General features: G+C 37.6%; 19 protein-coding genes. 14 read left to right on the forward strand and 5 right to left on the reverse strand.

What is annotated here, in order from left to right:
* The first annotated feature begins 72 nt into the window (after positions 1 to 72).
* Positions 73 to 1,905, forward strand: coding sequence for an ABC transporter permease (locus MKY07_RS07295; protein WP_339264236.1), 1,833 nt, complete (start codon positions 73 to 75; stop codon positions 1,903 to 1,905).
* 79 nt (positions 1,906 to 1,984) lie between these two features.
* Here MKY07_RS07295 and MKY07_RS07300 read toward each other — a convergent pair whose 3' ends face one another.
* Positions 1,985 to 3,685 (reverse strand): M3 family oligoendopeptidase, encoded by a 1,701-nt coding sequence (locus MKY07_RS07300; protein ID WP_339264237.1) that lies wholly within the window; start codon positions 3,683 to 3,685, stop codon positions 1,985 to 1,987.
* Between the two features lie 191 nt (positions 3,686 to 3,876).
* On the opposite strand from MKY07_RS07300, the gene MKY07_RS07305 reads away from it, so the two are divergent.
* Entirely contained in the window at positions 3,877 to 4,833 is a 957-nt protein-coding gene (locus MKY07_RS07305) for an arsenic resistance protein (RefSeq protein ID WP_339264239.1), read from the forward strand.
* Positions 4,834 to 4,957: 124 nt separating this feature from the next.
* Complete coding sequence (gene epsC / locus MKY07_RS07310; RefSeq protein ID WP_008408424.1) at positions 4,958 to 5,887, forward strand: serine O-acetyltransferase EpsC; 930 nt, start codon at positions 4,958 to 4,960, stop codon at positions 5,885 to 5,887.
* A gap of 141 nt (positions 5,888 to 6,028) precedes the next feature.
* On the opposite strand, the gene MKY07_RS07315 is transcribed toward epsC, so the two are convergent.
* Both MKY07_RS07315 and MKY07_RS07320 read right to left on the reverse strand, forming a co-directional pair.
* A complete protein-coding gene (locus MKY07_RS07315) occupies positions 6,029 to 6,901 on the reverse strand; it encodes a DUF3298 domain-containing protein (protein WP_339264241.1) in 873 nt (290 codons plus the stop codon).
* Between the two features lie 2 nt (positions 6,902 to 6,903).
* Positions 6,904 to 7,389 carry a sigma-70 family RNA polymerase sigma factor gene (locus tag MKY07_RS07320; protein ID WP_008408421.1) on the reverse strand — a complete coding sequence of 162 codons (486 nt, stop codon included), beginning with the start codon at positions 7,387 to 7,389 and terminating at the stop codon, positions 6,904 to 6,906.
* Between the two features lie 318 nt (positions 7,390 to 7,707).
* Here MKY07_RS07320 and MKY07_RS07325 point away from each other — a divergent pair, with 318 nt between their 5' ends.
* From MKY07_RS07325 to MKY07_RS07335, 3 genes are all read left to right on the forward strand, one after another.
* The gene (locus tag MKY07_RS07325) at positions 7,708 to 8,235 is read left to right on the forward strand and encodes a YceI family protein (RefSeq protein ID WP_008408419.1); all 528 of its coding nucleotides are present in this window, start codon (positions 7,708 to 7,710) and stop codon (positions 8,233 to 8,235) included.
* 199 nt (positions 8,236 to 8,434) lie between these two features.
* Positions 8,435 to 9,028, forward strand: coding sequence for an NADPH-dependent FMN reductase (locus tag MKY07_RS07330; protein WP_008408417.1), 594 nt, complete (start codon positions 8,435 to 8,437; stop codon positions 9,026 to 9,028).
* Positions 9,029 to 9,148: 120 nt separating this feature from the next.
* Positions 9,149 to 10,087 carry a ring-cleaving dioxygenase gene (locus MKY07_RS07335; RefSeq protein WP_339264242.1) on the forward strand — a complete coding sequence of 313 codons (939 nt, stop codon included), beginning with the start codon at positions 9,149 to 9,151 and terminating at the stop codon, positions 10,085 to 10,087.
* Positions 10,088 to 10,143: 56 nt separating this feature from the next.
* Here the strand turns inward: MKY07_RS07335 and MKY07_RS07340 are convergent, their stop codons facing one another.
* Complete coding sequence (locus tag MKY07_RS07340) at positions 10,144 to 10,659, reverse strand: GNAT family N-acetyltransferase (protein ID WP_065217131.1); 516 nt, start codon at positions 10,657 to 10,659, stop codon at positions 10,144 to 10,146.
* A gap of 98 nt (positions 10,660 to 10,757) precedes the next feature.
* Between MKY07_RS07340 and MKY07_RS07345 the strand changes: the two genes are divergently transcribed.
* The 3 genes from MKY07_RS07345 (at position 10,758) to MKY07_RS07355 (ending at position 13,530) form a co-directional block, all read left to right on the forward strand.
* The gene (locus tag MKY07_RS07345; protein ID WP_339264243.1) at positions 10,758 to 12,086 is read left to right on the forward strand and encodes an amidohydrolase family protein; all 1,329 of its coding nucleotides are present in this window, start codon (positions 10,758 to 10,760) and stop codon (positions 12,084 to 12,086) included.
* Between the two features lie 114 nt (positions 12,087 to 12,200).
* On the forward strand, positions 12,201 to 12,680 hold the full coding sequence (locus tag MKY07_RS07350) for a DUF2243 domain-containing protein (protein ID WP_339264244.1): 480 nt from the start codon (positions 12,201 to 12,203) through the stop codon (positions 12,678 to 12,680).
* Complete coding sequence (locus MKY07_RS07355; protein ID WP_339264245.1) at positions 12,673 to 13,530, forward strand: cytochrome c oxidase assembly protein; 858 nt, start codon at positions 12,673 to 12,675, stop codon at positions 13,528 to 13,530. Before MKY07_RS07350 ends, MKY07_RS07355 begins: the two co-directional genes overlap by 8 nt.
* A gap of 101 nt (positions 13,531 to 13,631) precedes the next feature.
* On the opposite strand, the gene MKY07_RS07360 is transcribed toward MKY07_RS07355, so the two are convergent.
* Entirely contained in the window at positions 13,632 to 15,170 is a 1,539-nt protein-coding gene (locus MKY07_RS07360) for a BCCT family transporter (RefSeq protein ID WP_339264247.1), read from the reverse strand.
* A 251-nt stretch (positions 15,171 to 15,421) separates the two neighbouring features.
* Between MKY07_RS07360 and MKY07_RS07365 the strand changes: the two genes are divergently transcribed.
* From MKY07_RS07365 to MKY07_RS07385, 5 genes are all read left to right on the forward strand, one after another.
* Complete coding sequence (locus MKY07_RS07365) at positions 15,422 to 16,933, forward strand: spore germination protein (protein WP_339264249.1); 1,512 nt, start codon at positions 15,422 to 15,424, stop codon at positions 16,931 to 16,933.
* The gene (locus MKY07_RS07370) at positions 16,930 to 17,976 is read left to right on the forward strand and encodes a GerAB/ArcD/ProY family transporter (RefSeq protein WP_339264250.1); all 1,047 of its coding nucleotides are present in this window, start codon (positions 16,930 to 16,932) and stop codon (positions 17,974 to 17,976) included. The genes MKY07_RS07365 and MKY07_RS07370 overlap by 4 nt, the downstream gene beginning before the upstream one ends.
* Positions 17,977 to 17,993: 17 nt before the next feature.
* Positions 17,994 to 19,013 (forward strand): Ger(x)C family spore germination protein, encoded by a 1,020-nt coding sequence (locus MKY07_RS07375; protein WP_339264626.1) that lies wholly within the window; start codon positions 17,994 to 17,996, stop codon positions 19,011 to 19,013.
* A gap of 51 nt (positions 19,014 to 19,064) precedes the next feature.
* Positions 19,065 to 19,889 (forward strand): MBL fold metallo-hydrolase, encoded by an 825-nt coding sequence (locus MKY07_RS07380; protein ID WP_339264251.1) that lies wholly within the window; start codon positions 19,065 to 19,067, stop codon positions 19,887 to 19,889.
* Positions 19,890 to 20,151: 262 nt separating this feature from the next.
* Entirely contained in the window at positions 20,152 to 22,146 is a 1,995-nt protein-coding gene (locus tag MKY07_RS07385; protein ID WP_339264252.1) for a catalase, read from the forward strand.
* Positions 22,147 to 22,224 lie beyond the last annotated feature (78 nt).

The following is a 22,224-nucleotide window of genomic DNA, read 5'->3' on the forward strand; positions in this document are numbered from 1 at the left end:
TCTCTTGACTCGCAAAATGCTATCCAGGAAATGAACAAGAATACGATTTTTCGTGAATCATTAGAATTGCTTATGTCTGGAACATCAGTGTTTGTATCAGTTATTCTTGGAGGTTTGATTGTATACGCCAATAACTTTTTGATCAAAAAGCGGAAAAGAGAACTTGGCTTATACATGACATTAGGTATGTCAAAAGGGAAAATCTCGAGAATTTTAATTGTCGAAACTCTCCTAATCGGTATAGTCTCATTAATCGTAGGTATTGGACTTGGGATTATTGTATCGCAGGGTCTGTCAGTGCTGACGGCAAACATCCTGTCTATGGATCTTGATAAATATAAGTTTGTTTTTTCACTTGGCGCCATGATGAAATCGATTGTCTACTTTGGCATCATCTATTTACTTGTCATGATTTTCAACCAGTTTACGATTTCCAAATACAAACTGATCGATATGTTAAATGCTTCAAAACGTAATGAAGAAGTAAAACTGAAAAATCCTTTCGTATCAGTGCTAACCTTTATTTTATCAGTAGCATTTCTGATATTCGCATATATGAGAATCCTAGAGACAGGCTTAAATGCTGAAGATACGGATCTGATAATTACGATCTTAATGGGGGTCTTTGGAACGCTCCTATTCTTTTTCAGCCTATCGAGCTTCTTTATACAAATTGCGCAAAAGAATAAGGGGTTCTATTTTAAAGATATAAATATTTTTGTCTTAAGACAAATAAACAATAAGGTCAACACGAACTTTCTTTCGATGACAATTATCAGTCTAATGCTTTTTTTAACTATTTCACTCATCTTTACCGCGTTTGATTTAAAAGGAACGATTGATAAAAATACAGCAAATACAACTCCTTTTGATGCTTCGGCATTTCTTGTTGTTAATCAAGAGGAAGAGGATCCTGCGGTAAATGATATTGAAGCTTACTTAAACAATATAGACTTTACATTTGAAGCATATGAAAAACATGCCTTCTTTGATGAATATCTTCTTGATTTAACGATTGAGGATCTGTTATCACAGTATTTAAGCGACGAGGAAAAGATTGCTATACAGGAAAATTACATGTATGGTCCGGTATCTGCACTAAAAATATCGGATTATAATGCAATTATCAATCTGACGGGGCAAGAGTCTGTTGATTTAAAGGAAGACGAAATATTCGTTGTATCAACCTATGGCAAGATGATTCAAGCTTTGCCTGAGTATATGAAAAATGAAGAAAATATTATCATTGAGGATAAAGCATATAAAATAAAAAATGATGTGCCTATTGAAGAAAATATAAAAATTAACAGGGGCAGTAACTTCTTTTATCTTATTATTCCTGATAATTTTACAGGAAACCTTCAATTAGAGTATACAAGTTTTAATGTAATATATGAAGATCGCTACATTGAAAAATCAGAAGAGAAATTTATAACCCTGTTTAATGACCTTGATGAAAATAAATATAGATCCATTAATCCAGGATTAGTCATTGGAAGTACAGAAAATCAGATTAAAGAGCAAGAAAAGGGTTCAGCAGCATTATTTATATTCCTTGGCCTGTTTTTAGGGCTCATCTTTATTATATCGAGCGCGGCCGTAATGGCATTGCAGCAGTTATCTGACGCAAGTGACAGCTTGGAACGCTATAAATCACTGAAGAAAATCGGTGTCACGGATAAAATGATAAATGGGGCTATATTAAAACAATGTCTCATCTATTTTTTACTCCCTTTAGGTCTGGCTGTCATTCATTCCATTGTCGGAATCAAGGCGGTAAGCGGAATGTTCCATTTCAACTACGAAAGCGTCCTAATCAGTTCATTAATTCTTGTCATCATTTATGGCGGGTATTTCTATGCAACGTATATCGGTGTAAAGAACATTGTTAAAGGTAGTAATTAGGTTATATGAAGGGCTATAATTAAAAGAAGAACGAATTTCCGTAAAGGGAATTCGCTCTTTTCATGTTGCTCTATTGCGATTATGAATTAATATCCTGTATCACTTTTTCCAAGAATTCACCCATGCGTTTAACAGTTGACTCTGAAAAGTCAAAATCGACGCCGGTTTCTTTATAAATCGCTGCAATGGATTGACTGTAATCCGCACTTGCACCTTTTTTGTAAAATTCGACAGCTTGCTGCGGATTCTTTTGATAATTCTCAAGTAATTGAAGTGCACCGAGCATTGACATCGAGTATTCAATATCATAAAAAGGATATTGAATAAAGTGGAGGGTACCGATCCAGCTCATGCCAATTACCTCTTCAAAACCGGTCGTATCAACTGGGCTCAACCCGTAACGTTTTGAAATTTCATAAAACTTCTCATCACGTTCCTTTGCTGTATGCTGAGGATTTGTATACATCCAATGTTGGAAAAGATCTCCAGACAATGGGCCGAATAACATCGTAAATGCCCGTCTCAGTTCTTCACGTTGTGCGCTTTTGAATTCCTCTTCTTCCGGATAAAATAGATTAAATTTATCCAATAATAACAATTCCATTCCGTGTGAATACAATTCAGCTATTTCCGCTCGCCACTGGAATTCTTCAATAGGGCCCTGTTCTGAAGCTTGGAGGTAACCATTCACCGCATGCCCCATCTCATGGATTAAAGCAATGAGCGAGAAAAAGGAAGGACTAAAGTTTGCAAAAACAAATGTATCACCGGAAACAGGTAATGGGACACAGAAACCACCCGGACTTTTACCTTTACGGTCTCCAAGATCAAGTAATCCATGTTCTCTCATGTACTGCAAACGGTCTGAAAAATACGGGTCGGTTTTTCCTAACATTTCAGCAACCCCGTCCAAAAGCTCTGATGTCTCAGCGTAAGGAGGATTTTTCAACAGTTTTGCAGTGTTATCCCAAGGGAGATATGTTTCGACACCAAGTTTAGACTTGAAAACATCTGCAAGCCTGTTCCAAGCCGGAATAATATGCTTTTCAACATTTTCATGAAAGTCGTAACAATCTTGAATACTGTACTCACGGTTTTTTGCGACAAACATATAATCACGGTAATTTTCAAATCCGGCATTGATTGCGATTTGGTGGCGTAGTTGAACGAGTTCATCCATGAGCGCATCCGTATCCGGCTTAATTTGACGGTAAGCAGCTCTAATTAAATGATAAGCTTTTTCCCGAACGTTTCTGTCCATATTGTCAAGCTGCGATTCGATAAAAGGGAAAGGTTTTTCCTCTCCGTCCCATTCCACAGTGAGACCACCCATAATTTCACTGTACTTTGTGCATAGTTCTTGTTCCTTAACTAATAGAGGGATATTCTCTTTTCTAAACAGTTTCACTTTTGACTCACGAAAACGTTTCATTAAGCCGTAACGATTTTCATCCAATTCATTGAAATAAGGGGATTCACAGCATTTATCATTTAACTTTGCCTCGTATGTCATTAAAAGAGGCTGAATGACTTGCTGATCCTGAAGGTAGGTTGATTTGATATGCGGATCTTCAGTATTTCGGTAGAAGTCGACAAGATGGCCTGTTAACGCCTCTTCTATTTCAAAGCGTAAACTTTTTTCATCCTCTATCCAATTCTCCAGATCATGGATGGATTCAATTGAAACATTAAGTAAACGTTGAAACTGGGCTTCAATCCCTTCGACATCTTTCAAATCAATTAATTCTTTGTAATAGTTAATACTTTTCGCTTGAGACATGAATAATTCTCCCTTTACCTTCAGATTATTTTGACTAATGAATTAATTATATTATAGATTGCTGGTCATTCATTCTTTTTTTGAAAATAAATTACTAAATAATAAGAGGATGAAGAGAACAGTTTGTAAAAGAAGAAATAAAAGGATAACATGGTCTCATTGGAAATGGATCGGTAAAAGGAGTTTTTGTCATGATTTCAAGAGAACAGCTTGAAAAGAATCAAGTAACGATATATATCATAACTTTACTATTGGCCGGATTTACAGGATTGAATTTTCTGGAGTTTCAAAATGAATTGGAAAAATTAATCCCGTTTATCCTTGGAATATTAATGTACAGTATGTTTGTTCAAATTCCTTTTGCAGCTTTAAAAGAAACTTTTTCAAACCGGCGTTTCTTTTACGCACTCTGTATAGTCAATTTTATTGCGGTTCCGATTGTCGTATGGACCCTGACGTTGTTTCTTCCAGATTATCCGCCACTACTTTTAGGCGTTTATCTTGTTTTACTCACTCCATGTATAGATTATGTCATAGTATTTACAATGCTTGGCAAGGGGAATGAAAAAGCGATGCTCAGTGCCACACCCTTTCTTTTTGTTGCACAAATGCTGTTACTGCCGTTTTATTTATGGTTGTTTATCGGCGAACAAGCGGCAAATATAGTAGAAGTGGCTCCATTTTTTGAAGCGTTTGTCTCATTTATTGTTTTTCCATTAGTTGTTGCACTTATTGTACAAATTTCATCAAAAGAGGGCGGTCGTGTTTTTGAGATATCTTCGTGGCTTCCGGTACCATTTATGGCTTTAACTCTTTTTGTAATTGTTGCATCACAAATCGGCAAATTGTCGGGTTCATTTGAATGGATTTTAAAAGTAATCCCCATCTACATAGCATTTTTGATCATTATGCCTTTCATCTCAAAGATCATCGCGAAAAAGCTTCATCTAGATATCCGGACAGGCCGTGCATTGATCTTTAGCGGATCGACACGTAATTCACTTGTTGTATTACCATTTGCACTTGCAATGCCTGAGGAAATCCGATCGCTCGTTGTGGCGATTATTGTCACCCAGACACTTGTTGAAATTGTGGGGGAGCTTATCTATATTCGCATCATTCCACTTATCATCTTGCGTGATGAATAGAGAAGCACTTTATTAGCTATTGTCCGTTAGCTGTTTTACAATTTTGAAAAGAAGGGTCAAACTGCGCGTTTTGTGTAGTATAATCTTCATTACTATGTATTTTAAATAGAAAAGGAGTTTTAGCATGAAAATCGAGGACTGGTTAAATAAAGAAACATCAACAATCGCTAATAAGCTAATCGACTATAACAAAAAACATATTGAAGTGGAAAAATCGATTGGATTCACTGGCCGTGATCAAATCCATCATATATTGGATAGTTTTTATGAAGTTTTCTTCCCGACGATTTATAATCAAGGTGTCGTCGATGAAACACGTACATTGATGAAACTGAATAATAATCTTCGTCAATCAGCGTTGGATTTGCGTGATATTATCGAGAAAGTATTAATCTACCAAAACTTTGATAATTGTGATGGCCAATGCCGAGAAAAAGCGGATCATGTTGTAATGAAGTTAATGGACCGTTTCCCTGAAATCCGTGAAACAATTCAAACAGATATCCAGGCTGCATATAACGGAGATCCTGCTGCTACATCAACGGAAGAAATCATGTTAAGCTACCCGTCGATACGTGCTGTATTTATCCATCGTATTGCACATGAACTGTATAAAATGGATGTCACAATCGTTCCACGTATCATGTCTGAATATGCACACCAGTTAACAGGAATCGATATTCATCCAGGTGCCAAGATCGGCCATTCGTTTTTCATTGACCACGGCACAGGTGTGGTTGTTGGAGAAACGTGCACAATCGGCAACAATGTTAAAATCTATCAAGGTGTAACGTTAGGTGCGTTAAGTTTCCCGCTTGATGAAAACGGTAACCCGATTAAAGGTGTAAAACGTCATCCAAATATTGAGGATAATGTTGTCATTTACGCTGGAGCTACAATTTTAGGCGGGAAAACGACAATTGGTCATGACACGGTGCTTGGCAGTAATATTTGGCTGACATATTCGGTGCCGCCATATTCACGTGTTTATAATTCACAGCCATCTCCGAATATTAGCAATAGTAAAGAAGTTGTAATCGAATACGAAATTTAATCGGAAAAAAGAATATGTTGAACGGACGGAATGGAGTCATATTACTTCATTCCGTTTATGGCGTTAATAGGGATCAGAGAATGTGCCATGGAAGAAAGGAAAGCAGGTGTAACCATTAAAAAGGATACACCTGCTTATTTATTACTTAATATATTTATTGCTCACCAGCACATCCTGAAGCAGCTCTGTCGGAATTTCAAATGTTACAAGTCCCATAAAGGCTGGTGCTGCTTCATATTCATCAAAGGAGATCACAAGCTTACCTGCTTTTGTAATATAGAAGTTTTGCTCAGGTGAAATGCCTTCAAAGACACCAAATGATTCGTCATGCCATTCAGTTCCGCCTACCCAGTACATTTCATCACCTTTTGTTTCAATCATTTTCCTGCGCATTTCATCTTCCAAATAGCGACTGATAATTTCTACGTAGCGATCGTCTTTAAACAGACTCGGTAATGTAATGGCCGTTTCCGCCTGTTTATCAATCGTAGTGTACTGCATAACAGATGAAGAGGAGGCGACAATAACTTCTACATAACGACCGAATGACAATATTTCATCGGTATCTGTTTTGATAACGTAGCCGCTGTTCACTGCCATATTTCCAGCTTCCATTTCCTCAATATCCGTCTTGAACTGCTCATAAAGTAATTTACCTTCCTGAGCGTATTTTTCGTTCAATGCTTCGATGTCAGCAGAAGAACCAGAAATTTGAGGCACTTGGATATCAACTGTATATTCATCCTTGACCATTTCATATTCTGTAAATGTAAGCACCTTGACGACTTGACCGATGACCGGTACATCCGCCAAATTTTTCGCCATCGCAGGATTTGTATTAAGGCCTACTGTAAACAGAATTGCCGCCGCAGCAACAGATGTTAAAAAAAGAGGCAGTTTACGTTTTCTCTTCTTAGGAGGACGTTGCAGATTTTTTTCAATCATCATCTCAAGTTCCTGTGGAATAGGTATATCCTTATATTGTGTGTGTAGCTTTTTTAATTTATCATTCATGTTTAATTCTCCTCCGTTTCAAGCTCAATTTTTAATAGCTTTAACGCTCTATAAAGTCTTGATTTCGCCGTGCTTAGAGGAATCGTCAAAATGTGCGCGACGTCTTCGATTTTCAGATCCTCAAAATAGCGCAGCACTACCACCTCGCGCAGCTGTAGAGGTAAACGATGCAATGCCTGCTGTAAATCAAGATTGAGGTATGAATCTTCCTCAGATAATAGCAGAAGGGAATCGTCCCCAATGAGCTCGACCCGCTTTTGTTTACGTAGTAAATCAATCGCTGTTCGGACTAAAATCGTATAAAACCAGCTTTTCATCTGATCACGGTTTGTCAGTTTCTCAAGTGCAAGCCAACCTTTTTGAATACTGTCCTGCACGACATCGAGTGCATCCTGCTCGTTTTTTGTATAGCTATATGCCAGTAAATATAGCGAATTTTGCTGCGTCCGGATAAATGTAATAAATGCATTTTCTAATTCTTCAATCATTATTCGAAGCTCCTTTTTTTACTCTGTCGACAATTATAAGACGACTGATGGTAGGTGGAAAGTTTAAAAGGGGTAACTTTTTTTATAAAATACCATTCTATACACTTGTATTCACCAATTTATAAAGAAGAGGTAACCCCCACATAAGCAGCCAATGCAATTACAATCCTTCAAAACACCAATAAAGAAAAAATTATAAGAACCACTTGACGTTTGTAAAATCCTTTGTTATATTTATCTCAAGTTCGAGATATTCAATTTCGAAATTTATTTTTGTAATATATCTTGATATCGAGATAAAATGGAGGAGAATTTAAAATGACAACATTTACAGTCGATCAAACGCATTCAACAATCGGTTTTGAAGTAAAACACATGATGGTATCAAAAGTAAAAGGTCAATTCAATGACTATACTGCTGATGTAAAAGCAGAGGATTTAACGGATTTAACGACAGCGACAATCAACTTTGAACTGGATGTAGCAAGCATCAATACAAGTAACGAAGACCGCGATAACCATTTGAAATCTGCAGACTTCTTCGGTGCAGAAGAATTTACAAAAATCAAATTTGCTGCTACGAACATTGCGAAAGACGGCGATGATTATAAAGTAACTGGTGACTTAACAATAAAAGACGTAACAAAGCCGGTAACATTTGATGTGGAATACGGTGGTAAAGGTACGAACCCATGGGGCGTAGAAGTATACGGTTTTGAAGCGGAAACAAAGATTAATCGTGAAGATTTCGGATTAACATGGAATGCTGCTTTAGAAACAGGTGGTGTACTCGTAGGGAAAGATATCAAAATTAAAGTAGAGTTAGAATTAAACCCTGCTGCTTAAAATATGAAGGCATTTATAAGGATAAATTGTCAGCAAAACGGCAATAATGATTTACGTTACTGATAAGAATGCATAATAGTACAAAATTAAAATTTGAGGCAAAACTTCAATTATTTATATGCATACCTAAATCAATCTATTAAAACCCTCAAATTTTTAATTGATATCTTATTTCGAGATAATTGAAGGAGTGTAAAAAATGGGATTCATCAGTAAACTATTTGGAAATAAGAAAATGGAGGAAACAAAAATGGAAAAATTAAACATCGGTATTATTTTAGGATCAACTCGTGAAGGCCGTGTAAGCCCTCAAGTCGGTGCATGGGTAAAAGAAATCGCGGATAAACGCGGAGACGCGAACTATACAATTATTGATATCGCGGACTTCAAACTACCATTGCTAGGCGAACCTGGTGGGGATGCGTCAGGTGCTGGCGGCTGGTCTGAAGCAATCGCAAAACAAGACGGTTTCGTATTCATTGTTCAGGAATACAATCATTCAATTACAGGCGCACTGAAAAATGCATTAGACTATTTACGTGAAGAGTGGAACAATAAAGCAGCTGGTATTGTATCTTACGGTTCTGTAGGAGGAGCACGCGCTACTGAACATTTACGCGGTATTCTAGGGGAATTATTGGTTGCGGATGTACGTGTGCACCCGGCATTATCATTATTTACGGACTTCGAAAACGGAACAGACTTTAAACCAGCTGTCCACCAACAAAACTCAGTTAATGAAATGTTAGACCAAGTAATTCCATGGTCAAAAGCTTTAAAAACAATTCGTTAATTAACAATCATCGGTCTAGCACATGTTATTTCGTGTGCTAGACTAATTACATAAAAATTGGACAGAGTGTTTTATCAAATAGAATATTGTGTTCAGTTTTTACGAATGGAGGAAATGAATATGAAAAAACATACAACGGGTATTCATCACATTACAGCAATCGTCGGTCATCCTCAGGAAAATGTCGATTTCTATGCAGGTGTTCTCGGATTACGACTCGTAAAAAAAACAGTCAATTTTGACGATCCAGAAACATATCACCTATATTTCGGAAATCAAGGCGGGGAGCCAGGGACAATCATTACTTTCTTCCCTTGGCCGGCAGCATATAAAGGTAAAATCGGCGATGGTCAAGTTGGCGTGACGACATACTTGGTGCCTTTGGGAGCAATGGACTTCTGGAAAGAACGGTTAACAAAATTCAATATACTATTTAAAGAAGAAACAAGATTTGAAGAGAACTATCTACAGTTCGACGATCCACATGGACTGCATTTAGAAATTGTTGAACGTGATGGGGGTTCACCAAACGGCTGGACGTTTGGTGGAATCACTGCGGATGTAGCAATCAAAGGCTTTGGCGGTGCAATTTTATATTCATCGCAGCCAGAACAAACAATTAATACATTAGTTGACGTAATGGGACTTGAAAAGATTGGCCGTGAAGGAGACTATGTACGACTAGAAGCAACAGCATCCATTGGCAATATTGTCGACGTTAAAATGACGGTCGGCAATCGTGGGGCGATGGGTGTTGGAACGGTGCACCATATTGCATGGCGTGCAAACGACGATCAAGATCATAAAGAATGGCAGCAATACGCTTTGGATAAAGGTCAGCATGTAACGGAAATAAAAGACCGCAATTATTTCAATGCTGTTTACTTCCGTGAGTCGGGTGAAATTTTATTCGAAATTGCGACAGACCCCCCAGGATTTGCGCATGATGAAACGCCGGAAACAATGGGCGAGCAATTAAAATTGCCGGTGCAATATGAAGAGTTCCGTGACCGTTTGGAAAACTCGCTTGTCCTGATTAAAGTTAGAGAGCTAGATTAATAGTGTGACACTAAAAGGGGTTTACTCAGTTTTACTTGAGTAGACCCCTTTTATAATTAAAGTAATTTTGCCATATATAGTTCATTTACATATTGTCCGTCAATAAGTAAAGAATTGCTTTTTAAGCCTTCAACTTCAAACCCCATTTTCTTATAAAGATGGACAGCTTGTTCATTATGTTCAATTACCGTTAATTCAAGTCGGTGGAGCTGCCCCTGTTTTGCCCACTGAATCATATGGGCGAACAAAGCGGTGCCGACCCCTTTACCGCGACTTTTACTATGTACACCGACAGCAATTTGAGCCCGGTGAGAAGTGCGGGATAACGTTTCCGCTTTTAAAAGGAGATACCCTAAAATCTCATCCTGATGCTCTGCGATAAAGAAACCGGATGTTGGTGTTTGATTAATGGAATTGATTAACTTGCTTAAAGCAGCTGGTGCCATGTTTCTTTCATCCGGTGCAAAGAGCATAAATCCGGACTGTTCTGCATCTTTCATCACTGCAAGTATTTGTGATGTATCACTTTCGTTCGCTTTTCTGACTATACTTTTTTCACCGATTTTGTTCATCTAATTCACCTCTATCTTATTGTAAGAAAATTATATCATTTCCAGAATATTTAAATTAGACTAAAATTAAATAGAATGAAATTCAAAGGAGACTGAATATGAAATTATTAAAAAACGGGTTTATCGTTAATATGGAAACAGGGGAGTTTAGTAGGCAGGATGTTTATATTGAATATAATAAAATTATAAAAATAGCTCCCAATATTCAAATGGATGATGTAGAAGCGATTGATTGTACGAATAAATGGCTGATTCCAGGATTGATTGATATGCATGTCCATATAAAAAAACACTTTGCCAATTACTTCACAGCAGCAGGTATTACAACGGTTCGCAATACTGCGGGAAGCATTATTGAACTTAAACCATTTATCGATGCGAACGGGAGTAAATTAGAACCGCGCGTTATTTCTGCAGATCGTATGATTGACGGTCCTCCAGGGTTATGGGGAGATGATACTGCCTATAACATTAATGTCGACAATGCAGATCTTGCAAAACAGGAAGTAGCACGGCAAGTAGAGCTTGGTGCACATTTTATTAAAGTTTACGGCTGGCTTGATCCGGAATATATGGAAGTAGTAGTGAGTGAAGCGCGAAAACATAATTTAGAAGTAAGTAGTGATATATTATATTCAAAAAAAGTAGATGCACTTCATGCGGCAGCCATAGGGATTGATTGGCTTGAACATGGCTCTGGTATTATTCAGGCGATGTATCCAGAATGGTCAATGGATGCACCGAAAGAGATCTGGGATTCAATACCTTGGGAACAGCCGGATGAACAATTGATAGAAAGCATATGTAAAGAATTATTGAAAAAGGATATTAAGCTTTGCCCAACAATCGTTTTATATGATCAAATGCGATTAGCAGATCACTATTGGACAACAACACATGAAGTTGTTCATCATATGGAAAATAGTGACTACTTATTTAAGCATTGGCCACAAGCTGTACAGGCAAAACAAGGACAGGTTACGTTTGGAATTCAAACGAAAACGATTCAAAAAATTGCCTATACCTATTATAAAATGGGCGGTACTGTTGTGACAGGGACAGATACACCTGCGGGAAGCTTTACATATCCGGGCTTTGCGTTACATCGGGAGCTTCAACTGTTTGTTGATGCCGGATTTACACCATTAGAGGCCCTTCAACAAGCTACAATTAATGCAGCGAAAGCTTTGAAAGTAGCTGATTTAGGAGATATAAAAGAAGGTTTTACTGCGGATCTATTAGTATTGAATGAAAATCCCCTTAGCGATATAGAAAATACAATGAAAATCGATCGGATAGTAAAGGATGGCAAACTGTATGCCATTCATGAGCTACTTGAAAATATTCCGACGGAGCAAGAGATAAACGATTATACCAAAGAATTAATTAAAACTTTTGAAGAACTAGGATTAAATGCAGGAAATTAGATATCATCAGGTTTAGTCTTGTGGGCAAGAGGGGAATTTCTATTATCGAATATGTTGTGAAGTATTTGGAGAAATTAAATGTAAGTAATTACACGTAAAGGAGCTCTAAAGTACATGAAAAATAACAATGATAAAGAAGTTTCGCGCCGTAACATGTGGTCTGGTATTTTGTTTGGTGTCGGTTTGATTGCCTTTATTGATGAAACCGTTTTTCACCAGTTATTAAGATGGCACCATTTCTACGATAAATCGACAACGGATATTGGGTTGATTTCCGATGGTATTTTTCATGCATTCAGCTGGTTTGCAACGATTGCAGGATTATTCTTATTTGCGGATCTGCGTCGGAGAAATGGCTTAATCTTTCAACGCTGGCTTGGAGGCGTATTACTAGGGATTGGAGTATTCCAGTTGTATGACGGCCTTATTCAACATAAATGGATGCGAATTCACCAGATTCGTTATGTGGATAATGTCATCGTTTACGATATTGTATGGAATGTCAGTGCCTTTATTATTTTACTTATCGGACTTTTTCTTTTATTCCGTAAATCCCAAAGCAGTAAATTAAAAGAGAAGACTGCTAATGAGTAGCCTGTACTTGTTGCATAGTCATAACCATGCTGAAATGAACCATTCGGCGCCTGTATTCAATGTTCAACTATTGCTCGGATTATTTTTTGTACTGTTATTTACGGCATATATAATCGCTGTTTTCATAACGAACCAGCGCTATAAAAAATGGCCCGTTTTCCGTACAGTTTCCTGGACAATAGGGATCGGGTTTGCACTTGTGGCCGTTGTAGGTCCGTTGGCAAGCAGCGCTCATACCAATTTTACGGCACATATGATGAGTCACTTATTATTAAGCATGATCGCACCGATTTTTATGGCGATTGCCAAACCGATGACTTTGCTGCTCAGAACAGCAAACACAACATTAGCACGTAAGCTGACGTCCATTTTAAAAAGTCGCTTGCTAAAATTCATTTCGCATCCGATTACTGCCGCCGTCTTAAATGTAGGCGGACTATGGCTGTTATATACAACGAATTTATATACTTACATGCATGAAAATGCGTTTATTGCCTTATTTGTTCATTTCCATTTTTTCATTGCAGGGTATGTATTCACAATTTCCATAATATATTTCGATCCGGTCTACCATCAGTATTCTTACCGGTTCCGGGCTGCTGTTTTAATTGCTGCGATAGCCGGTCATGATATATTGTCGAAGTATATGTATGCGAATCCGCCTGCAGGAGTTTCACGGCAAGAAGCAGAGATGGGGAGTATGGTCATGTACTATGCAGGGGATTGGATTGAAGTGGTGCTCATTATTATTTTTTGCTGGCAATGGTATAAATCGACGAAGCCGCGCAGAAGTGCTGCAGTCGAGTTCAATCGGGAAGAACAGGTTGCTTTGTATGGAAAGGAAGGTTAGTCTTTAAGTCTTTTCAACTCCATGTATCGGTAAAACTTTTATCACCCTCGACTAATACAAAAAAAAGCGCCGCAAATTTGCGGCGCTTTTTTATTTGAAAGTCAGCTATCTTTTTTCTGACCATCCGGGGTATGCTGTTTTTTCGGTCGAATATATAGTCCTAATTTCTTCCGTTCTGCCATTAACGATTTGTAGAGTGAAAGCATCATCAGTAATATGATAAATGAAAACGGGAAGGCAACTATAATCGCTGCATTCTGCAGTGCGGTCAGACCACCTGAGAATAAAAGACTTGCCGCAATGGCTGCCTGTAAAATTCCCCAAATCAGCTTAATTTTAAATGATGGATTCATCGATCCAAAAGTTGTTTGCATACCTAGAACAAATGTAGCCGAATCCGCTGAAGTAATAAAGAAAATCGCAACAAGCAGCAGTGCGATAATTGATAATATAAAACCGAATGGCATATTACCAAATACACCGAACAATAGTTGCTCTGTCGGTAATTCAACTAGTGTCTGGTCTTTCGTAAGGTATGTTTCTATCGCTGTAGTACCGAACGTAGCAAACCAGAAAATACTAACAAGTGTCGGTGCTAAAATAACACCCATTAAAAATTCACGGATTGTCCGTCCTTTTGAAATACGTGCAATGAAAATACCGACAAATGGTGACCACGACATCCACCATGCCCAATAGAAAATGGTCCATCCATTAATCCACTCACGACTGCCCGCATCACCCGGTTCCATGCGTAAGCTCATATGCACGAAATTCTGCAAATAGCTGCCAAGCCCCGAAGTGAAATCATTCATTATTGCAACAGTAGGTCCAATAAATAACGTTAATAATAGTAAGGTAGCTGCTAAATAGAGGTTCCAGTTACTCAATAGTTGTATCCCTTTATCAAGACCTGTTGAGGCTGAGACAATAAAGAGTACCGTAACAATAACGATAATGATTAATTGAACAGTAAAGTTTATTGGAACATCAAATAAATAGGATAGACCGCCATTAATTTGTTGGGCACCTAAACCTAGTGTAGTTGCCACGCCGATTACCGTAGCGAATACGGCAATAATGTCTATTGTGTAACCGATAGGACCTTTTGTTTTTTCGCCAAAAAGAGGGAAAAGCGTTGAACTTATTAAACCAGGTGCTCCTTTACGGAAATTGGAATAGGCAAGTGCAAGAGCAACTACACCGTAAATGGCCCAAGCGGAAATTCCCCAATGGAAGAATGTGAAGCGAAACGAATCTTTTAATGCCTGTTGGGAACCTTCAGGAGCTTGGGGGGAACTAATAGCGAAATGTGATAATGGCTCTGCAGCACCCCAAAATACTAAACCAATTCCCATACCCGCACTGAATAGCATCGCAAACCAAGAGGCATTGCTATAGTCCGGTCGGTCAGTCGACTTCCCGAGGCGAATGGCACCAACAGGACTTAGGATTAGAAAAACACAAAACGCAATAATGATTGCAACGATTAATAAATAATACCAGCCGAAATTATAAGTAAGTAAATTTTGGACATTCTTTGTTACTTTTTCCAATGTTTGTGGCGCAAGTACACCAACCAGAACAGCCAGCATTACTAAAGTAAACGAGCTCCAAAAAACAATGCCTACTTTTTTCATTTAAATTACCTCCGTTCAGCGACATATAAATGTATTTCCTAGTTTGAAAAAAATAAACATTTTTATTCAATTATTTAGCAAATAGCGCAGTACTTATTTAGAATCGTACGTTTAAGCATTATTCGGCCATTAAATATTTATAAGGAAACAACACTGGTTTTTCTTTATATTACCCAAATTTGCAGACTTTAACTAAAATGAATAACCTTTTTATAAATTTCCTATACTGTGTCAAAAAGGGGGGAGTCGTATTGACACAAACATTGGAAATCAAGCAGGAAATAAAACGACTAAATAAGGAATTCCTCCATTCATCGGATTTTGTTGTGAAAGAGATCATGTTAGGGCAAGATGAGAACGCAATTTTGTGCTATTACTCTTCACTAGTAAATAAAAAAGATGTTGAACAAAACCTTTGGAATCTAAAACAGTTAACTCAACAGTCCAATCAAGTAAGTCAGGATACGAGTGAAAATACAGATGGGGAAAAATCGAATGAAAATAATAATGGGGATAATAGCGCCGGACAGAATCAGTTATTGAAAGAAGATTCGATTACTATTACTACTGAAAAATATGATCAGAAAAAAATTAATGATTATGTTTGCAATGGCGAGACTTTAATCATCTTGTTGCAGTCAAAGCAGATGATACGAATAAATAATGCAGAATTTGCTCACAAAACACCAGAAGAGCCTGAAAATGAACAAATATTAAGAGGTTCGCATGAAGGTTTTGTGGAAAATTTTGAAATGAATATGCAACTTATTAGAAAGCGTATAAAAAATAATAAGCTTGTTGTAAAACAAATTACGCTCGGAAATGAGACCAAAACAACAGTTTACTATATGTTTGTAGAAAATGTAGTTGACAACGAGGCACTTAAAACGGTAGAAAAGCGATTAAATGCAGTTGATGTCGATATGTTTTATAGCATTGGCCAGCTTAGTGACTATTTGGAAGATCAAGTATGGTCTCCTTTTCCACAACTTTTGAATACAGAACGGCCAGATCGTGTAGTAGCGAATATTTTGGAAGGTAAAATCGCCATAATGACGGATTTATCACCAAATGCACTCATTGGACCAGTTACATTTTTTTCTTTTTATCAAACACCGGATGATTTTAATGCACGTGTATTTGTCGGAACTTTCTATCGGCTGATGAGACTATTCAGTGTCGTTGCCGCCATTTTTCTACCAGCATTTTATATAGCGATTGTAAGCTTTCATTTTGAAATACTGCCGCTTGAACTGGCAAATAAAGTGAAGACGGATATAAACCAGATACCATACCGGCCACTTATTGAAGCGATGATCATGGAAATAACCATTGAATTGATTCGTGAGGCGAGTGTTCGACTGCCGAAATCGATTGGACAGACAATTGGTATTGTCGGGGGACTTGTAATTGGGGATGCGATTGTGAGCGCGGGACTTGTATCGAACTTAATGGTAATTGTCGTAGCGTTTACTGCGATTTCAAGCTTTGTTGTCCCATCTATCGAACTCAATACAACAATTCGAATGCTCCGTTTCCCATTTATGTTTTTAGCATCTCTTTTTGGTTTCTTTGGAATTGTCATCGGGACATTTTTATTAGTTGTTCATTTATTGAATTTAAGCTCATTTAAGCGGCCATATTTTTCTCCAATTATTCCATTTGATCCAGTAGAAGTGAGAAAGATCTTTTTCCGTGGTCCTTATTATGGAGCTAAACGACAGGCAGAAGACTTTTCTCCAAAAAAGGAAGATAAAGCATGACTGTACAGTTGACGAAGGCACAAATATTTCTTCTTATGTTCGTTATGCAAACCGGCTTTGTCTATATATCTGTTCAAAACCTGATCATCGAGCATGCACATCGGGACGCTACAATACAATATTTAATTATAGCGTTCATTTTCTTTCTGCAATTATTGTTTTATGAACGAATGCATCAATACATGTATTTAAATAATTTTGTAAAAGCACTTTACCTGATTTATTGGACCATTTATATTACGATTTATGTCAGTTATATTACGTATGTATTAACGATATGGGTGTTTCCTAATACACCTACACTGGTTTTAATAACAATCTTTTTATCGGTTTGCCTTTATGCGAGTATTAGCAGACCCGAAACTGCCATTAATATAGGTGTTGTGCTAATTCCAATGCTTTTCTTGTTTCTAATATTTATGTTTTTAACGGTGAAGAGCTTAAATGTGACCAATTTGCTTCCACTTTTTTATGATCGATCAAATACTTGGTTTAAAGGCTTCATTTATTGTACTTATGCATTTAGTGGAGCGGAAACGTATTTCGTACTTCGAAAATATCTGGTGAAAAGTGAAAAAATTTCCAAAAAGGCAATTGCTATTTATTCCATTATTTTAACGAGCTTTTATTTATTGTCGATATCTTTTACTTTAATGTATTTTGCATTGGACGAAATAAAAATCATTCCCGAACCGATTTTATATATATTACACGCTGTGGAAGTAACATTTGTAAAACGGCTTGATTTATTTTTCGTATATATTTGGCTTTCATGGTCGTTAGTTAGCATTGTCAATTATGTACTCGTTATGCGCCTCTTATATTTTGAGAAAAAAGTGAAATTACCGAAAATAAAGCAACTTATTTTTTTTGCTGTTATTGCCGTATCTGCTAATTCACTTATCCGATTTTCAGCAATTGAATTATTCCAAGACTATTTAGTGTATGGAACTATCTTTTTTACCTTTTTGTTGCCGATGATTATTATTCTCTTGAATAGAGTGAGGGGGAGAACCTTATCCGGATCGGAAAAATCATCTTAATAATTACTCCACTGATACTGGCAGGTTGCTGGGATGAAAGGCTCTATAAAAATTCATCCGTCGTATCGCTTACAGGCATAGAAGGGACAATAGGAAGTTTAACTGCTTACTATGCCTATCCGGAAGCTACAGCAACAGAAATGAAAACCATTGTTATTACCGGAGATGGGGTTTCGCCTCGTGATGTACGACAGGATGCTGAGCTAAAAGTTGAGCAGACAATGGATTTATCTGTCTTATCAACAGTTCTAATCTCAGAGGATACCGCGAAACATGATATTTATGAATATTTAGATATTTATTTTCGGGATGCGAACAGTCCAATAACTTCGAAAATGGCAATTGTACAAGGGGATTTAAAACCATTTTTTGAACTAAGCGAAAATAAGCAATCTACAGCAGGGGAATTTTATGACCGATTTATAACAAGTCTGGAAGATAACTCTTTTGTTATTCCTTACACTTTGCAGACAGCTACTTCTATCATTTTCGAAGATGCCCAGGACTTGGCTTTGCCCTATTTAAAAATGGGGGAGGATAATCGGCCCAAAGCAGACGGGGTTGCCTTGTTTTCAGGTAAATCCTTTACTGGCAAGACTTTAACAGCTGATGAAGGATTATTGTTAAATATTTTAAATGATACACTTGGATTTTCGACGCGTATTTCTCATTTATATAAAGAAAGTCCTTTAACAGTAAGGGTCAATAACTTAAAAAGAAAGCTTAACATATCCGAAAATAAAATTGTAATCGATCTTAAAATTCAGTTTATGGTTTCTGAATTTCCAAAGGATAACTTAGATAAAAAAAGTACAAGAAAAGAGCTGGAAGGATTTCTGAAGGAAAAGATTGAGCATGATCTGAATGAAGTTATCAAAAAATTGCAGGAAGCAAAGAGTGATGCTCTAGGACTTGGTCGTAGCGTTCGAGCATTTCATCCAGAATGGTTTAAAAAAGATTGGAACGAACGTTTTTCAGAATTGGATATTTCGGCTAAGTTAAAAGTTGAAATTGTGAAAACGGGTATATTGGAGTAACTGTATTGCATCATAATACAGTTGAATATTTGAAAAAGGAGTGAAAAAAATATGAACTACGGTGATGATTATAAATTTATTCCTGCTACATCTGTACAAAGCGGTGTAAGCCAGGAAATATTGCCGGACTTGTATGCACATACAATTCAAATTGCAAATATTGTTTTTTACAGCATTCCTGGCAGTAACGACTTTGTTTTAATAGACGCGGGTATGCCGAAAAGTGCAGAAGAGATAATTGCTGTTGCAGAGAATAGATTTGGGGAAAATGCTAAAGCAAAGGCGATTATTTTGACACATGGTCATTTTGATCACGTTGGTGCAATCATTGAACTTGTAGAGCACTGGCAAGTTCCTGTTTTTGCCCACGCACTGGAACTACCGTATTTAACAGGCGAACAAGATTATCCAGAGCCGGATCCAAGTGTGGACAGCGGATTGGTTGCTAAAATGTCACCGATGTTCCCGAATGAAGCGATTGACTTAGGTGAGTTTGTTCAGGAACTGCCATCAGATGGAACAGTGCCATTTATGGAAGGGTTCAAGTGGATTCATACACCGGGACATACACCTGGACATGTTTCATTGTTCAGAGAGCGAGACGGGGCACTCATTGCAGGGGATGCTTTTGTGACGGTCAAGCAAGAATCATTATATAAAGTGTTTACTCAGGAAAAAGAAGTGAACGGTCCACCGAAATATTTGACACCGGACTGGGAAGCAGCATTTGAATCGGTAAAAAAATTAGCAGCCTTGAAACCTTCTATAGCGGTAACAGGCCATGGTGTGCCGATGAGCGGGGCAGAACTTTCCAATGGACTGGAGAAGCTCGTTGATCAGTTCCAACAAATCGCACTGCCGAAAAAAGCAAAATAATGATAAAAATCATCCATTTACTCAATAAGAGAATGGGTGATTTTTTGTTGGGGACAGTGGCAGTGCAGATAATGAAACTTAACCTGGTACAGGCGGAATTCATAATTATAAGATATAGAAAAGTACTAAATTTTGAAGGAAAAAATATTACGATTATATTTCACTGGACTACTTTTTGAAAAATAGGGTAGAAAAGTAACAGAGATGGTTGAGGGAAAACTAATCTTATAAATACGCTATTTTTGTATGAGGAGGATGTAAATTGGAAAACAACAATAAAAAAGTCGAACAATTGAAACAATTCACTGCGAAAGATGAAGGGCAGCCGTTAACGACGAATCATGGATTAAAGTTAACGAATGATGAGCATTCATTAACAATAGGCGAGCGCGGTCCAACAATTATGGAAGACTTTCATTTCCGTGAAAAAATGACGCATTTTGACCATGAGCGAATTCCTGAGCGTGTTGTGCATGCAAGAGGATCGGGAGCTCATGGGGTATTCGAAAGCTATGGAGATGCTTCAGATATTACAATGGCTCATTTTTTGGGTGAAAAAGGGCGACAAACGCCTGTTTTTGTTCGTTTTTCAACAGTAGCAGGGTCACGAGGTTCAGCAGAAACCGTTCGTGATGTACGAGGATTTGCTACGAAGTTTTATACGGAAGAAGGCAATTACGATTTAGTAGGAAATAATATCCCTGTATTCTTTATTCAGGATGCGATAAAATTCCCTGATTTTGTCCATGCCGTAAAGCCGGAGCCTCATAATGAAATTCCACAAGCGCAAAGTGCCCATGATACTTTTTGGGATTTTGTCGTAAGCAATGAAGAAACGGCACATATGACAATGTGGCATATGTCGGACCGAGCGATTCCAAAAAGTTTCCGTACAATGGAAGGATTTGGTGTCAATACATTCCGTTTCGTCAATGCAAACGGGGAAGCCCACTTCGTTAAATTCCATTGGAAACCAGTATTTGGCGCACATTCTTTAGTGTGGGATGAAGCTCAAAAAATTGCAGGTAAAGATCCGGATTTTAACCGCCGTGACCTTTTTGACAATATAGAAGCAGGTAATTATCCTGAATATGAGCTTGCTGTTCAGCTAATTCCACAAGAAGATGAATTCAAATTTGATTTTGATATTTTGGATCCAACAAAAATTTGGCCGGAAGAACTGATTCCGCTGCGCAAACTTGGAAAAATGACATTGAATCGAAATACGGATAACTTCTTTGCTGAAACAGAACAAATTGCTTTCCATGTAGGACATGTCGTTCCGGGAATCGATTTCTCAAACGATCCTTTACTGCAGGGACGCTTATTCTCTTATACGGATACACAATTGATTCGATTAGGTGGGCCAAACTTCCATGAGTTACCGATCAATCGTCCTGTATGCCCATTCCATAATAATCAGCGTGACGGCTATGGACGCATGACAATCAATAAGGGCCGTGTTGCATACGGGAAAAATAGCTTGCAAAATAATACACCGCATGTGGTGACTCAAAATGAAGGCGGCTATTCTCATTACCAGGAAAAAATTGAAGGACGTAAAGTAAGAGCCCGAAGCTTATCGTTTGAGGATCATTATAGCCAAGCTCGTCAATTCTGGTTAAGTCAAACAGATGTGGAAAAGCAGCACATTATTAATGCTTTCAGTTTTGAATTGGGGAAAGTAGAAACAATCGAAATCCGCAAGGCCACAGTCGATATGTTTGCCCGAGTAGACCGTGCAATGGCTGAGCAAATTGCCCAAAATATCGGTGTTACACCACCAGATGAATCTATCCAGCAAGTTGCAGACCAACAGCCATCTGATGCAGTTAGTATATTGAAAAATCAAGTTCCGTATTTAAAAACAAAAAAGGTTGGTATTATTGTTGATACAAACAGCAATTTAGAAGAACTTGTTATGCCTCTCGAAAAAGAGGGGGTTGTCGTTGAATTAATTAGCGATAAGCAAGGAAGAATCGGCCAACGTGAAATTGACCATACGCTGGAAACTGCATCTCCAGTACTTTATGATGGCTTAATTATTGCTGCAACTTTTGAAGGTGTAGTACCAAACCGAAAAGTTCAAACCTTTGCAGATGAAATTTTTAATCATTACAAAGCATTGGGTTATGTATCCGTTGAAAGTATGGATAAAGACTATGCCAATGCACCGGGTGTCGTAACAGCTATCACAGAATTCGTAGAAGCACTGAAAAAAGGCCGCCACTTTGACCGAACAGATGCAACGGGTTGATGAGTATAATAAAAATTAAGTAACACAAAACAAAAAAACATTTTTCTCAGTGAGAAAAATGTTTTTTTGTTTATATCC

Source organism: Solibacillus sp. FSL W7-1472 (assembly GCF_037969775.1).
GTDB lineage: Bacteria > Bacillota > Bacilli > Bacillales_A > Planococcaceae > Solibacillus > Solibacillus silvestris.